This window comes from Streptomyces sp. H51, from assembly GCF_035656535.1.
GTDB lineage: Bacteria > Actinomycetota > Actinomycetes > Streptomycetales > Streptomycetaceae > Streptomyces.
Genome location: NZ_JAYMHD010000020.1, coordinates 152,860 through 167,560 on the forward strand (window position 1 = coordinate 152,860; position 14,701 = coordinate 167,560).

Here is a 14,701-nt window from a genome sequence, read left to right on the forward strand (position 1 = left end):
CGGGTCGCGGGGCGGGGCGTGGCCGGGGGTCAGACGCCGTCGTTCTCCCGGCGCTCCTCGGCGATCCGGCGGGTCATGATCGTCGTGAGTTCGTAGGCCGTGTGGGAGGCGGCCACCGACGTGATCTCCGCGTGGTCGTAGGCCGGGGCCACCTCGACGACGTCCGCCGAGACCAGGTTGCAGGAGGCCAGGCCGCGCAGGATCTCCAGCAGTTCGCGGGAGGTCATGCCGCCGGCCTCGGGCGTGCCGGTGCCGGGCGCGTGCGCCGGGTCGAGGCAGTCGATGTCGATGGAGATGTAGAGGGGGCGGTCGCCGATGCGCTGCCGCAGCTGGTCGGCGACCTCGTCGGCGCCGCGCCGGTAGACGTCGGCGGAGGTGACGATGCCGAAGCCCATCTTCTCGTCGTCGGTGAGGTCCTGCTTGCCGTACAGCGGGCCGCGGGTGCCGACGTGGGAGAGCGCGGAGGTGTCGAGGATGCCCTCCTCCACCGCGCGGCGGAAGGGGGTGCCGTGCGTGTACTCGGCGCCGAAGTAGGTGTCCCAGGTGTCGAGGTGGGCGTCGAAGTGGAGCAGGGCGACCGGGCCGTGCTTCCGGGCCACCGCGCGCAGCAGCGGCAGGGCGATGGTGTGGTCGCCGCCCAGCGTCATCAGGCGGGCGCCGGTGGAGAGCAGGTCGCCGGCCGCCGCCTCGACCGTCTCCACGGCCTCGTGGATGTCGAAGGGGTTCACCGCGATGTCGCCGCCGTCGGCGACCTGCGCCAGCGCGAAGGGGGACGCGTCCTGCGCCGGGTTGTAGGGGCGCAGCAGCCGGGACGCCTCACGGATCGCGTTGCCGCCGAAGCGGGCGCCCGGCCGGTAGGAGACGCCCGAGTCGAAGGGCACCCCCACCACGGCGACGTCGGCGCGGCCGACCTCGTCGAGGCGGGGCAGCCGGGCGAAGGTCGCGGGTCCGGCGTACCGCGGGACGCGGGAGGAGTCGACGGGGCCGCGGGGCGTCTCGTTGCTGCTCATGGGGTCATGCCTTCCTTCCGCACGCTGCGTGCCACCGACACTAGGTGGCCGGAGCGCGGTTGCGAAGTGTACGTTTCCTCCATTCAGGCCGCTGATTGTGGAGGGAACGTCCACCATGTCGTCCTCCGGGCGGGAGCCCGCCGTTCCGCCCACTCCCCCGGTGCCGCTGGCGTCCCTGCTGGCCCGCGAGGACCTGGCCCTGCGGCAGATCGCCGGGCCGTCCGGACCCGGGGTCGTCGTCCACGCGGCGCACACCTCGGAACTGGCCGACCCCTCCCCGTACCTGCTCGGCGGCGAGCTGCTGCTGACGGCGGGCGTGCACATCCCGGAGGCGGCCGACTCCGGTGCCCGTTCCGACGGCTTCGACGACTTCGACGACTTCGACGGCTACGTGGCGCGGATCGTCGCGGCGGGCGGCGCGGCCCTCGGCTTCGGGGTGGCGCCGGTGCACGACGCGGTGCCGCGCGCCCTGGCCGCGGCCTGCGAGGCGCACGGGCTCCCGCTGATCGAGGTCCCGCCGCGGACGACGTTCTCCGGCGTCGCCCGCGCGGTGTGGCAGCTGATGGCCGAGGCCCGGCTGGCGGAGCTGCGCCGGGTCACGGAGGCGCAGCGGAGCCTGGCCGCCGCGGCATCCCGCCCGGACCCGGTGCCGTCGGTGCTGCGGCAGCTGGCCCGGCGGGTGGACGGGTGGGCGGTGCTGTACGGGCCGGACGGCGCGGAGCTCGCCTCGGCGGGGCGGCGGGCGGCGGCGGAAGCGCGGCAGGGGCTGGCCCGGCTCGCGGACGTGGTGCGGCCGGGCGCGAGCCCGCGGGCGGACGCCTCCGCGCGCCGAGACGCTCCCACCGCCGTCCCCGCCGCCGTCCCCGCCTCTGCCGCCGTCCCCGCCTCCGCCACCGACACCGTCGCCGGCGCCCACCTCGCCGCCTACGGTCTCGGCGCCGGCGGGGGCTTCGTCCTCGGGGTCGCCGTCCCCGTTCCCGCCCCCGTCCCCGTTCCCGGCACCGTTCCCGCCCCCGTCCCCGTTCCCGGCTCCGATCGGGCGACGGGGGGAGCGCCCTCCCGGCGGGACCCCGGCGACCACACCGTCGTGTCCGTCGCCGCCGTGCTGCTGTCCCTGCTCACCGGCGAGCAGCACAGCGGCAGCGGCGCGGCCCGCTCCTCGGCGCTGGTGCGGCTGCTGCTGGGCGCCCCGCCCGAGGAGGCCGCCGGGCTGCTGGGCGCCGAGCGGTGGATCGTCGTGCACGGCCGGCCCGAGACACGGCCGCCGGACGCCGTGGCCGCCTCCGCGCTGGGCGCCGCGCTGGGCTCGCCACTGGTCGACCTCGGGGACGGGGTGGTCCGGGTCCTGGTGCCCGCCGACCGGGAGCCGGCGGCCCATCCCGGCTGGACGCTGGGCGTGAGCGCGGCCGCCGGTCCCGGCGAGTGGCCGGCCGCCGACGCGCAGGCGGCCCGCGCCCTGGCCCGCGCCCGCGCCACCCGCGTCCCGCTCGCCCGGCACGGCGCCCGCACCGCCCTCGCCGAACTGGTCGGCCCGGACGAGGCGCGGGCGCACGCGCGGGCGCTGCTCGGCCCCATCGCCGCCGCCCCGGCCCTCACGGAGACCCTGCGCGCCTGGCTGTCCCTGCACGGCAGCTGGGACCGTACGGCGGTGGCCCTGTCGGTGCACCGCAACACCGTCCGCCAGCGCATCGCCCGGTGCGCGGCCCTGCTCGACGCCGACCTGGACGATCCCGACGTACGCATGGAGCTGTGGTTCGCCCTGCGGCAGGTGCGGTAGGCGCGTGGCGCGCGGCGGGTACGGAGAAACGGCGCGCGTCCGCCGTGCGGTAGCCCGCGCGCCCGCGCGCCCGCCCGCACACGCGCCCGCGCGGCTCAGCACGCCGCACGGCCTCGCGAGCCGAGCGCCCCGGTGCCGCCGGACGCCGGTCGTCTCTCCACCCGGAAACCCGCCGATACCCAGCCCGAGGCTGTGCTGGTGCCCGGACATCAGCCGGTTGTCGGTGTTCACCGTCGCCCGGAAATGCGGCCGCCGCAGCAGCCCCGCACGCCGACCGTGCGCACGCCGACAGCGAGCGGCGACCCGCGGGCACCGTGCGGCCCGCGTGCCCGGGTGCCCGCGTGCCCGCGCGCCGTCGCGACCGGAAGGCCGACCCACAGCGGGCGGCCCACCCGCCCCGACGGGAGGCCGCGCGCACGTGACCCGCGTCCCAGCGTGCGCAAACGCCGGGGACGGGCACAGGGGACTGCCTCACAATGGGAGCCATGCCGATACCCGGGACACCCAGCCGCGCCGAGCTCGTCGACCACCTCGTCAAGACCCGCATCGCGGGCGACGTGGCCACCCCGCGCGAGAACAACCTCTCCCACTACCGCCAGCTCGCCAACGGAGTCCGCAACTTCTGGCTCGGCCTGGAGCTCGACGACCGCTGGCGGGACGAGCAGGACGTGCTCGCGGTGATGGCGGAGCGGTGCGGCGTGATCGACGACCCGGAGCACCGGTACGGCCAGGACACCATCGACCCCGAGCTGACCGTCGACGCCCTCGACCGGATGGCGGCCCGGCTGCGCAAGGCGGCCGACGGACGGCAGCAGGTGCTGTTCGCGACCGGCCACCCCGGCGGCCTGCTCGACGTGCACCGCGCCACGGCCGCCGCGCTGCGCGCCGCCGGCTGCGAGATCGTCGTCATCCCGGACGGGCTGCAGACCGACGAGGGGTACGTGATGCAGTTCGCGGACGTGGCGGTGCTGGAGCACGGCGCCACGCTGTGGCACACGCACTCGGGCGAGCCGATGAAGGCCATCCTGACGGCGCTGGAGCGCGAGGGCCGCCCGCTGCCCGACCTGGTCGTCGCCGACCACGGCTGGGCCGGGTACGCGGGGCAGCACGGCGTGGACTCCGTCGGCTACGCCGACTGCAACGACCCGGCGCTGTTCCTCGCCGAGGCCGAGGGGACCGTACAGGTGACGGTCCCGCTCGACGACCACGTGCTCAGCCCGCGCTACTACGACCCGATGACGGCGTACCTGCTCGCGGAGGCGGGGCTCTCCTGACGCCGGTGCCCTTCCGGTGGCCGGTCAGAGACCGGCGATGGAGGCGGGGGCGCGCTCGGCGCGGGCGAGCCCCCGGATCACGTCCACCGTGCCGTGCCGCCGGACCGCGAGCCGGGCGAGCAGTTCGACGACCGGCGCGGTGACGCTCTCCGGGAACTCCGGCGTCGGCAGACCCGCGCTGCACGCCAGGTCGTCGGCGTGGACGACGAATTCCATCAGGCGGGTGAGCAGGAAGTCGTCGAGTTCGAGGGACCACTCGCCCCAGGTGGCCACGTGCACGGGCCGCGCGGCGGGCGCCCGGGGCACCTCCGTGCGCAGCGCGTCCAGCGCCTCGCGCACGCGCGCGTTCAGGGCCGCGTGCCCGTCGGCCGCCCTGGCCTCGCCGCCGGCCCGGATGCGCGCGCCGACCGGGGCGTCGGCCCCGGCGTCCAGCCAGATCACGCGCTCCAGGTAGTACGTGCGCAGGGACACGACGGGCTCGGACGGCACGGGCGCGGCGAGCAGGCCCGGCAGGTCGAGGTCCTGTCCGAACAGGTGTCCGGCGAGCCCGCGCACGCCGAAGTCCTTCAGCACGCTCGGCCCGTCCCATACGGCCGCCACGGCGGGATCGGCGAGCAGTCCGGCGACCGTGTCCGCCGCCAGGAGGTACGCCTCCCGGATCCGCCCGCCCCGCCAGTTCCACGATTCGGTCATGGTGCCCATCCCAACGCGGGCGCCCGTGATCCGGCAACCGGCCCGGCAGGGCAGCCGGATCACCGCGGGACGCGGACCACGCCCTCCTGGATGACCGTGATGGCCAGCCGGCCGTCCTGGGTGTAGATGCGGGCCTGCCCGAGTCCGCGCCCGCCGGACGCCGACGGCGACTCCTGGTCGTACAGGAGCCATTCGTCGGCGCGGAAGGGGCGGTGGAACCACATGGCGTGGTCCAGCGAGGCGCCGACGACGTCCCCGACCGCCCAGCCGCCGCGCCCGTGCGCGAGCAGGATCGAGTCGAGCAGGGTCATGTCGCTGACGTACGTGGCGAGGACGACGTGCAGCAGCGGCTCGTCGACGGCGCCGGCGAGCTTGCCGTTGGCGCGGAACCACACCTGGGAGTGCGGCTCGCGCGGCTCGCCGAACCTGCCGAACGGCGGTTCGTCGACGTACCGCAGGTCGACGGCCTCCCGGGCGCCGATGAACCGCTCGACCACGGCCGGGTCGAGGTGGTCGTAGGCGCGCAGCCGCTCGGCGGAGGTCGGCAGCGTCGCCGGGTCCGGCGCGGGCGGCATCGGGGCCTGGTGGTCGAGGCCCTCCTCGTGCGTCTGGAAGGACGCCGAGAGGTGGAAGATCGGCTTGCCGTGCTGGACGGCGACCACGCGCCGGGTGGTGAAGGAGCGGCCGTCCCGGATGCGGTCGACGCTGTAGACGATCGGCGCGCCCGGGTCGCCGGGGCGCAGGAAGTACGCGTGCAGGGAGTGGGCGGGCCGGTCCGCGGGGACCGTCCGCCCGGCGGCGACGAGCGCCTGGGCCGCCACCTGCCCGCCGAAGACGCGCGGGACCAGGGAGGGCCGGGAGCTGCCGCGGAAGATGTTCTCCTCGATCTGCTCGAGGTCGAGCAGATCGAGGAGATCCTGTAGTGCCTGACTCATGGAGTTAGTTGTACCGGCCAGGGATTGCCTGGACCTTACAGGCCCATGTCCTTGGCGATGATCGTCTTCATGATCTCGCTGGTGCCGCCGTAGATGCGGTTGACGCGGTTGTCCGCGTACAGGCGGGCTATCGGGTACTCGTTCATGAAGCCGTAGCCGCCGTGCAGCTGCAGGCAGCGGTCGATCACGCGGTGGGCGACCTCGGTGCAGAACAGCTTGGCGGAGGCGGCCTCGGCGGGGGTGAGCTCGCCGGCGTCCAGGGCCTCAAGGGCGCGGTCGGCGACGGCCTCGGCGGCGTCCACCTCGGCCTGGCAGGCGGCCAGCTCGAACTTGGTGTTCTGGAAGCTGGCGACCGGCTTGCCGAAGACGGTGCGCTCCTGGACGTACTGCTTGGCGAACCGGACGGCCGCCTTGGCCTGCGCGTAGGCGCCGAAGGCGATGCCCCAGCGCTCGGAGGCCAGGTTGTGGCCGAGGTAGTAGAAGCCCTTGTTCTCCTCGCCGAGCAGGTCCTCGACCGGCACCTTCACGTCGACGAACGCCAGCTCGGCGGTGTCGGAGGTGCGCAGGCCCAGCTTGTCCAGCTTGCGGCCGATGGAGTAGCCCTCGGACTTGGTGTCCACGGCGAACAGGGAGATGCCGTGGCGGCGGTCCTCGGCGGTCGGCGCGGAGGTGCGGGCGCACACGATCACGCGGTCGGCGTGCACGCCGCCGGTGATGAAGGTCTTGGCGCCGTTGAGGACGTAGTGCGTGCCGTCCTCGGAGAGCTTGGCGGTGGTCTTCATGCCCGCGAGGTCGGAGCCGGTGCCCGGCTCGGTCATCGCCAGCGCCCACATCTCCTCGCCGGAGACGAACTTCGGCAGGAAGCGCTTCTTCTGCTCCTCGGTGGCGAGCATCTTGATGTACGGCAGGCCCAGCAGCACGTGCACGCCGGAGCCGCCGAACTGGACGCCCGCGCGCGCGGTCTCCTCGTACATCACGGCCTCGAACTTGTACGAGTCGATGCCGGCGCCGCCGTACTCCTCGGGCACGTTGATGCCGAAGACGCCGAGCTCGGCGAGCTTGTAGTAGAAGTCGCGCGGCGCCAGGCCGGCCGCGAACCACTCGTCGTAGACGGGGACGACCTCGGCCTCGATGAAGGCCCGGAGGGTCTCCCGGAACGCCTCGTGGTCCTCGTTGAACACCGTACGGCGCACGCCGCCACCTCCACGTACTCGGCATGACTGAGCATGTCTAAGCGCTTGCTCACGCCAACGTACCGGCGAGTAGGCGAGGGCGTCCAGAGGGGTCCGGGTAACGCTCGTCACCCTCTCACCCGTCCGGCGGTTCCGTAACCCGTACGGCTCATCCACCGGGCGCCCCGGCAGGAGCGACGCGCACCCCCGCAGGACCGACGCGCACCCCCGCAGGAGCGACGCGCGCCCCCGCAGGACCGACGCGCACCGCGGGTCAGTCCTCGCCGTCCGCCGCGGCCGCCGCGAAGGCGCCCCTCGCCATCCGGTGCAGCAGGGTGGCCGTGCCGCCCCGTCCGGGCAGGGAGCCCGGACGGCCCAGGTGCGGGGTGGAGTTGAGCAGGCCGAAGACCGAGTGCACCGCCGAGCGGGCCACCGGCTCGGCCAGGCCCGGGTAGACCTCGCGGACCACCTCCACCCACAGCTCCACGTACTGCCGCTGGAGCTGGCGGACCAGCTTGCGGTCACTGTCCCGCAGGCGGTCCAGCTCACGGTCGTGCAGGGTGATGAGCGGGCGGTCGTCGAGCGCGAAGTCGATGTGCCCCTCGATCAGCGAGTCGAGGACCGCCCCGGCACCGGCCGTCCCGTCGGCCTCCTTCAGGCGTCGCTTCGCGCCGGTCAGCAGCTGGCCGCTGATGCCCACCAGCAGTTCGGCGAGCATCGCGTCCTTGCCCGGGAAGTGGCGGTAGAGACCGGGCCCGCTGATGCCGACCGCGGCGCCTATCTCGTCGACCCCGACGCCGTGGAACCCGCGCTCGGCGAACAGCCGCGCGGCTTCCTTGAGGATCTGGTCGCGGCGGGTGGGGGCGTCGGTTCTGGTGGCCATGGAGGCAATTCTAGACAGGGAGGTTAGCGGTCGTTAACCTGAAGGAAATGGTTAACGCTCATTAACAGCCGGACCACTGGGTGAGGGGACCGCAGGAATGGATCAGGCACCGGAGCTGACGAGCGCGGCAGACCCCGCGTCGGAGGCCTGGCGGGCCAACGAGGCGGCGCACCGCGCGCTCGTGGAGGAGTTGCACGAGAAGCTGGCCGCGGCCCGGCTCGGCGGCGGCGAGAAGGCGCGGGCGCGGCACACCGCGCGCGGGAAACTGCTGCCCAGGGACCGTGTGGACGCCCTCCTCGACCCCGGCTCACCGTTCCTGGAGCTGGCCCCGCTGGCCGCCGACGGGATGTACGACGGGCAGGCCCCGGCCGCCGGGGTGATCGCCGGGATCGGGCGGGTCGCCGGGCGCGAGTGCGTGGTCGTCGCCAACGACGCCACCGTCAAGGGCGGGACGTACTACCCGATGACGGTGAAGAAGCACCTGCGCGCCCAGGAGGTCGCCCTCGACAACCGCCTGCCGTGCGTGTACCTGGTGGACTCCGGGGGCGCCTTCCTGCCGATGCAGGACGAGGTCTTCCCCGACCGCGACCACTTCGGGCGGATCTTCTACAACCAGGCCCGGATGTCCGGCGCCGGCATCCCGCAGATCGCGGCCGTGCTCGGCTCCTGCACGGCCGGCGGGGCGTACGTCCCGGCGATGAGCGACGAGGCCGTCATCGTCCGCAACCAGGGCACCATCTTCCTGGGCGGGCCGCCCCTGGTGAAGGCGGCCACCGGCGAGGTGGTGACCGCCGAGGAGCTCGGCGGCGGCGACGTCCACGCGCGCGTGTCGGGCGTCACCGACCACCTCGCCGAGGACGACGCGCACGCGCTGCGGATCGTGCGGGACATCGTCGCCACGCTGCCCGCGCGCGGACCGCTGCCCTGGCAGGCCGCCCCGGTCGTCGAGCCGAAGGTGGACCCCCACGGCCTCTACGGCGCCGTCCCGGTCGACCCCCGCACCCCCTACGACGTGCGCGAGATCATCGCGCGCGTGGTCGACGGCTCGCGGTTCGCGGAGTTCAAGGCCGAGTTCGGGCAGACCCTGGTCACCGGCTTCGCCCGGATCCACGGGCACCCGGTCGGCATCGTCGCCAACAACGGCATCCTGTTCTCCGAGTCCGCCCAGAAGGGCGCGCACTTCATCGAGCTGTGCGACCAGCGCGGCATCCCGCTGGTGTTCCTGCAGAACATCTCCGGCTTCATGGTCGGCCGGGACTACGAGGCCGGCGGCATCGCCAAGCACGGCGCCAAGATGGTCACGGCCGTCGCCTGCACGCGCGTGCCGAAGCTGACCGTGGTGGTCGGCGGGTCGTACGGCGCGGGCAACTACTCGATGTGCGGGCGGGCCTACTCGCCCCGCTTCCTGTGGATGTGGCCGGGCGCCAAGATCTCGGTGATGGGCGGCGAGCAGGCCGCCTCGGTCCTCGCCACCGTCAAGCGGGACCAGTTCGATGCCCGCGGCGAGGAATGGTCCGTGGAGGACGAGGAGACCTTCAAGGCCCCCGTCCGCGCCCAGTACGAGCGCCAGGGCAACGCCTACTACGCCACCGCCCGGCTCTGGGACGACGGGGTCATCGACCCGCTGGAGACCCGTCAGGTGCTGGGCCTGGCCCTGACCGCCTGTGCCAACGCGCCCCTGGGTGAGCCCCAGTTCGGCGTCTTCCGGATGTAGAGGGGGGTTACCCGATCATGTTCGACACAGTACTCGTGGCCAACCGGGGCGAGATCGCCGTGCGTGTCATCCGCACGCTGCGGTCGCTGGGCGTGCGCTCGGTGGCCGTCTTCTCCGACGCGGACGCCGACGCCCGGCACGTCCGGGAGGCCGACACGGCGGTGCGGATCGGTCCGGCGCCGGCGGCGGAGAGCTACCTGTCGGTGGAGCGGCTGCTCGACGCGGCGGCGCGCGCCGGAGCCCAGGCCGTCCATCCCGGCTACGGCTTCCTCGCGGAGAACGCGGCCTTCGCGCGCGCCTGCGCCGACGCCGGGCTGGTCTTCGTCGGGCCGCCCGCGGACGCGATCGCCCTCATGGGCGACAAGATCCGCGCCAAGGAGACGGTGCGGGCGGCCGGTGTCCCGGTCGTGCCCGGCTCCAGCGGCAGCGGCCTCACCGACGCCGAACTGGCCGACGCTGCCCGGGAGATCGGCATGCCGGTGCTGCTGAAGCCGTCGGCGGGCGGCGGCGGCAAGGGCATGCGGCGGGTGCGGGACGCCGCCGCTCTCGCCGACGAGATCGCCGCGGCCCGCCGCGAGGCCCGCGCCTCCTTCGGCGACGACACCCTCCTGGTCGAGCGGTGGATCGACCGCCCCCGGCACATCGAGATCCAGGTGCTGGCCGACGGCCACGGCAACGTGGTCCACCTCGGCGAGCGCGAGTGCTCCCTGCAGCGCCGCCACCAGAAGATCATCGAGGAGGCGCCGTCGGTCCTGCTGGACGAGGACACCCGCGCGACCATGGGCGAGGCCGCGGTGCAGGCCGCCCGCTCCTGCGGCTACCGGGGCGCGGGCACGGTGGAGTTCATCGTCCCGGGCGACGACCCGTCGTCGTACTGGTTCATGGAGATGAACACCCGCCTCCAGGTGGAGCACCCGGTCACCGAGCTGATCACCGGGCTCGACCTGGTGGAGTGGCAGCTGCGGGTCGCCGCCGGGGAGCCGCTGCCGTTCGGGCAGGGCGACGTCACGCTGACCGGGCACGCGGTCGAGGCCCGGGTGTGCGCGGAGGACCCGGCGCGCGGGTTCCTGCCGTCCGGCGGCACCGTGCTCGCCCTGCGCGAGCCGCAGGGCGACGGCGTGCGCACCGACTCCGGGCTCAGCGAGGGCACCGAGGTCGGCAGCCTGTACGACCCGATGCTGTCCAAGGTCATCGCCTACGGCCCCGACCGGGCGAGCGCGCTGCGGAAGCTGCGGGCGGCCCTCGCGGGGACGGTCGTGCTGGGCGTGCAGACCAACGCCGGTTTCCTGCGCCGGCTGCTGGCCCACCCGGCGGTGGCCGCGGGCGAGCTGGACACCGGGCTGGTGGAGCGGGACGCGGCCGGGCTCGTCACCGACGAAGTCCCCGCGGAGGTCTACGCGGCGGCGGCGCTGCTGCGCCAGGCGGCGCTCGCCCCCGCCGGCGACGGCACCGGCTGGGCCGACCCGTTCGCGGCCGCGGACGGCTGGCGCCTGGGCGGCGAGCGGGTCTGGACGGCGCACCACCTGCGGGTGCCGGGCCACGACCCGGTCAGTGTGCGGGTGCGCCGCACGCCGGACGGCGGGACCGAGGTGCTGCTGCCCGGCGCGGACCGGCCGGTGCGCGGGTCCGGGGGTGTGCTCCCGCGGCCCGGGGCCGAGGGCGTCTTCAGTTTCCGGCTCGACGGCCTGGTCCACACCTTCGCCGCCCTGCCGGACGGCACCTGGCTGGGCCGCGACGGCGACGCCTGGCAGGTGCGCGACCACGACCCGGTCGCCGCGTCGCTCACCCGCGCGGCGCACGCGGGCGCCGATTCGCTCACCGCGCCCATGCCCGGCACGGTCACCGTCGTGAAGGTCGCCGTCGGCGACGAGGTGAGCGCCGGTCAGAGCCTGCTGGTCGTCGAGGCGATGAAGATGGAGCACGTCATCTCCGCCCCGCACGCCGGCACGGTCGCCGAACTGGACGTCTCCCCGGGCACCACGGTCGCCATGGACCAGGTGCTCGCGGTGATCACGCCCCACGAGGAGGTGACGGAATGACGGCGGAAGGGCTCCCCATGGTCGTACCCGTCGAGGGACTGCCCGCGCGGGTGCGGATCCACGAGGTCGGCGCGCGGGACGGTCTGCAGAACGAGCCGGCGACCGTACCGACCGAGGTCAAGGCGGAGTTCGTGCGGCGGCTGGCCGGCGCGGGTCTGACCACGATCGAGGCGACGAGCTTCGTGCACCCGAAGTGGGTGCCCCAGCTCGCCGACGCGGAGGCGCTGTTCCCGCTCGTCGCCGACGTGCCGGCCGACCTGCCGGTGCTGGTGCCGAACGAACGCGGGCTGGACCGCGCGCTCGCTCTCGGCGCCCGGCGCGTCGCCGTCTTCGCGAGCGCCACCGAGTCCTTCGCCAAGGCCAACCTCAACCGCACGGTGGCCGAGGCGCTGACCATGTTCGAGCCGGTGGTGGCCAGGGCCAAGGGCGAGGGCGTGCACGTGCGCGGCTACCTGTCGATGTGCTTCGGCGACCCGTGGGAAGGCGCCGTCGCGGTGGAGCAGGTCGTGGGCGTGTGCCGGGCGCTGCTCGACATGGGCTGCGACGAGCTGAGTCTCGGCGACACCATCGGCGTGGCGACACCGGGACATGTGCGCGCGCTGCTGACCGCGCTGGGCGAGGCGGGCGTTCCGGTCTCCGTGCTCGGCGTGCACTTCCACGACACCTACGGCCAGGCCCTCGCCAACACCCTGGCCGCCCTCCAGCACGGCGTCACCACGGTCGACGCCTCCGCCGGCGGTCTGGGCGGCTGCCCCTACGCCAAGTCCGCCACCGGCAACCTCGCCACCGAAGACCTCGTGTGGATGCTGCGCGGGCTCGGCATCGACACCGGAGTCGACCTCGGCCGCCTCGTCGCCACCAGCGTGTGGATGGCCGAGCAGTTGGGCCGACCCAGCCCGTCCCGCACCGTCCGTGCCCTCTCCCACAAGGACCAGTGATCCGCCATGGACTACCGTCTCTCCCCCGAACTCGAAGAACTGCGGCGCACGGTCGAGCAGTTCGCGCACGACGTGGTGGCGCCGAAGATCGGCGAGTTCTACGAGCACCACGAGTTCCCCTACGAGATCGTCCGCGAGATGGGCCGCATGGGCCTGTTCGGACTGCCGTTCCCCGAGGAGTACGGCGGCATGGGCGGCGACTACCTGGCGCTCGGCGTGGCGCTGGAGGAGCTGGCCCGCGTCGACTCCTCGGTGGCGATCACCCTGGAGGCGGGCGTCTCCCTGGGCGCGATGCCGATCCACCTGTTCGGCACCGAGGAGCAGAAGCGGCAGTGGCTGCCCCGGCTGTGCTCCGGGGAGATCCTCGGCGCGTTCGGGCTCACCGAGCCGGACGGCGGCTCGGACGCGGGCGCGACGCGTACGACCGCCCGGCTCGACCCGGACACGGACGAGTGGGTGATCAACGGCACCAAGTGCTTCATCACCAACTCGGGCACCGACATCACCGGCCTGGTCACGGTCACCGCGGTCACCGGCCGCAAGCCGGACGGCAGGCCGCGCATCTCGGCGATCATCGTCCCGTCCGGCACGCCGGGCTTCACGGTCGCGCCGGCGTACTCGAAGGTCGGCTGGAACGCCTCCGACACCCGCGAGCTGTCGTTCACGGACGTCCGCGTCCCGGCGGCCAACCTGCTGGGCGAGGAGGGCCGGGGCTACGCGCAGTTCCTGCGCATCCTGGACGAGGGGCGGATCGCCATCGCCGCGCTGGCCACCGGGCTCGCCCAGGGCTGCGTCGACGAGTCGGTGAAGTACGCGAAGGAGCGTCACGCCTTCGGCCGGCCGATCGGCGCCAACCAGGCCGTCCAGTTCAAGATCGCGGACATGGAGATGCGGGCCCACACGGCCCGGCTGGCCTGGCGCGACGCGGCGGCCCGGCTGGTGTCCGGCGAGCCGTTCAAGAAGGAGGCGGCGCTGGCGAAGCTGTACTCCTCGACCATCGCGGTGGACAACGCCCGCGACGCCACCCAGATCCACGGCGGCTACGGCTTCATGAACGAGTACCCGGTGGCCCGGATGTGGCGCGACTCCAAGATCCTGGAGATCGGCGAGGGCACCAGCGAGGTCCAGCGGATGCTGATCGCGCGGGAGTTGGGGCTGGTCAGCTGATCCACCCGCGCGCCGACCCCGCTCGCGTCCTCGAAGACCACCGGATGGTCCTCACGGGCGGGGTCGCCGTGCTCGGCCCTGAGGGTCCGTCCGTGCCGGGTCTTTCTGCCCCCGGGGTCGCCCCCGGCGCGGGACCGGCCCCGTATCACCCCGGGCCCGGGACCGGCCCCGTATCACCCCGGGGCCGGCCGCGTATCACCCGCCGAGCAGGCCCCGCAGTCCCTCGATCAGGTCGCGTACCGGTGCGGCCGCCGCGCCGAGGGCCGCGACGGCGCCGGAGATCGCGGGGAGGGCCGCGCGCCGTTCCGCGGCGGGGCGCGTGCCGTCGGCGAGGACCGGCAGACTTCCGTCGATCGTCCGCTCGGCGTCCGGCGCGAGCGTGCCGCGAAGTTCCCGCAGTTCCAGCCGCAGCGCCTCGACCGCCGCCTGGGCCGCGGTCGCCCGACCGCCCGTGACGATGCCGGTGTTGCCGGAGCCGCCGTTCATGACCACCTGGTGGCCGCTGCCGTAGCTGTTGAAGGTGTCGCCGCTCACTTCTTCGTCATCCCCGTGTTGTGCAGTCCGCCGTACATGTTCACCGTGTCCCCGAACTGGTAGTTCTCGGGGTTGACCTGCAGGCTCGCCACCCGGACGTGGAACTCGGCCCCGGGGTTCTCGATGGCGTTGACGATGTAGAGGACGAGCTGCCGCAGTTTGGCCGGGTCGGGCAGGGTCACCAGGGACGTGGACCCGCTGGCGGTCTCGACGGCCGGGACGTGCTCGGGCGGCGTGTTCCACATCTTCAGCATCCGGACGAACAGCCCGATCACCACGACCAGGCCGAGCGCCCCCAGCCCCCGTACACTGCCGTTCTCCTGGCCGCGGGACGAGGCGTCCTGGCTGATCGCCTGCAGCGCCACGAGCGCCGCCGCGGTGAGCGCCGTCCATTTCAGGAAGTCGTTCACCGCCTCCGCCCTCTTCGGCTTGAGGACGAAGGTGTGGACGCGCGAGATGTTGTGCAGCGGATAGGCAGCTTCGCCCACCCACAGCAGCCGTCCGCTCACCGACTCGGCAAGAGGCGATTTACAGTCAACCGCCTTACAGGATGCGGACATTGACC

General features: G+C 73.9%; 13 protein-coding genes. 6 read left to right on the forward strand and 7 right to left on the reverse strand.

The window, feature by feature from the left end; all coding sequences use genetic code 11:
• Nucleotides 1-29: 29 nt before the first annotated feature.
• Complete coding sequence (speB, locus tag VKA29_RS05305) at nt 30-1,010, reverse strand: agmatinase (protein ID WP_324784000.1); 981 nt, start codon at nt 1,008-1,010, stop codon at nt 30-32.
• Between the two features lie 115 nt (nt 1,011-1,125).
• On the opposite strand from speB, the gene VKA29_RS05310 reads away from it, so the two are divergent.
• Both VKA29_RS05310 and VKA29_RS05315 read left to right on the forward strand, forming a co-directional pair.
• Nucleotides 1,126-2,787: a helix-turn-helix domain-containing protein gene (locus VKA29_RS05310; RefSeq protein ID WP_324784001.1), complete on the forward strand. Its 1,662-nt coding sequence runs from the start codon at nt 1,126-1,128 to the stop codon at nt 2,785-2,787.
• 485 nt (nt 2,788-3,272) lie between these two features.
• Entirely contained in the window at nt 3,273-4,061 is a 789-nt protein-coding gene (locus VKA29_RS05315; protein WP_324784002.1) for a phosphatase, read from the forward strand.
• A gap of 24 nt (nt 4,062-4,085) precedes the next feature.
• Here the strand turns inward: VKA29_RS05315 and VKA29_RS05320 are convergent, their stop codons facing one another.
• The 4 genes from VKA29_RS05320 to VKA29_RS05335 form a co-directional block, all read right to left on the reverse strand.
• Nucleotides 4,086-4,754, reverse strand: coding sequence for a maleylpyruvate isomerase N-terminal domain-containing protein (locus VKA29_RS05320; RefSeq protein WP_324784003.1), 669 nt, complete (start codon nt 4,752-4,754; stop codon nt 4,086-4,088).
• A 59-nt stretch (nt 4,755-4,813) separates the two neighbouring features.
• Nucleotides 4,814-5,689 carry an acyl-CoA thioesterase gene (locus tag VKA29_RS05325; protein WP_324784004.1) on the reverse strand — a complete coding sequence of 292 codons (876 nt, stop codon included), beginning with the start codon at nt 5,687-5,689 and terminating at the stop codon, nt 4,814-4,816.
• A 35-nt stretch (nt 5,690-5,724) separates the two neighbouring features.
• Nucleotides 5,725-6,882, reverse strand: a complete 1,158-nt coding sequence (locus VKA29_RS05330; RefSeq protein WP_324784005.1) for an acyl-CoA dehydrogenase family protein — start codon at nt 6,880-6,882, stop codon at nt 5,725-5,727.
• 253 nt (nt 6,883-7,135) lie between these two features.
• Nucleotides 7,136-7,744, reverse strand: coding sequence for a TetR/AcrR family transcriptional regulator (locus VKA29_RS05335; RefSeq protein WP_324784006.1), 609 nt, complete (start codon nt 7,742-7,744; stop codon nt 7,136-7,138).
• A 97-nt stretch (nt 7,745-7,841) separates the two neighbouring features.
• On the opposite strand from VKA29_RS05335, the gene VKA29_RS05340 reads away from it, so the two are divergent.
• Genes VKA29_RS05340 through VKA29_RS05355 form a run of 4 tightly spaced genes read left to right on the forward strand, consistent with a single transcriptional unit; the run spans nt 7,842 to nt 13,602 of the window.
• Nucleotides 7,842-9,458, forward strand: a complete 1,617-nt coding sequence (locus VKA29_RS05340) for a carboxyl transferase domain-containing protein (protein WP_324784007.1) — start codon at nt 7,842-7,844, stop codon at nt 9,456-9,458.
• A gap of 17 nt (nt 9,459-9,475) precedes the next feature.
• Nucleotides 9,476-11,497, forward strand: a complete 2,022-nt coding sequence (locus VKA29_RS05345) for a biotin carboxylase N-terminal domain-containing protein (protein WP_324784008.1) — start codon at nt 9,476-9,478, stop codon at nt 11,495-11,497.
• A complete protein-coding gene (locus VKA29_RS05350; RefSeq protein ID WP_324784009.1) occupies nt 11,494-12,435 on the forward strand; it encodes a hydroxymethylglutaryl-CoA lyase in 942 nt (313 codons plus the stop codon). The genes VKA29_RS05345 and VKA29_RS05350 overlap by 4 nt, the downstream gene beginning before the upstream one ends.
• A gap of 6 nt (nt 12,436-12,441) precedes the next feature.
• Entirely contained in the window at nt 12,442-13,602 is a 1,161-nt protein-coding gene (locus VKA29_RS05355) for an acyl-CoA dehydrogenase family protein (RefSeq protein WP_324784010.1), read from the forward strand.
• A gap of 195 nt (nt 13,603-13,797) precedes the next feature.
• Here the strand turns inward: VKA29_RS05355 and VKA29_RS05360 are convergent, their stop codons facing one another.
• Together VKA29_RS05360 and VKA29_RS05365 are read right to left on the reverse strand one after the other, a co-directional pair.
• Complete coding sequence (locus VKA29_RS05360) at nt 13,798-14,136, reverse strand: hypothetical protein (protein ID WP_324784011.1); 339 nt, start codon at nt 14,134-14,136, stop codon at nt 13,798-13,800.
• The gene (locus tag VKA29_RS05365; protein WP_324784012.1) at nt 14,133-14,645 is read right to left on the reverse strand and encodes a DUF6232 family protein; all 513 of its coding nucleotides are present in this window, start codon (nt 14,643-14,645) and stop codon (nt 14,133-14,135) included. Before VKA29_RS05365 ends, VKA29_RS05360 begins: the two co-directional genes overlap by 4 nt.
• Between the last annotated feature and the right edge of the window lie 56 nt (nt 14,646-14,701).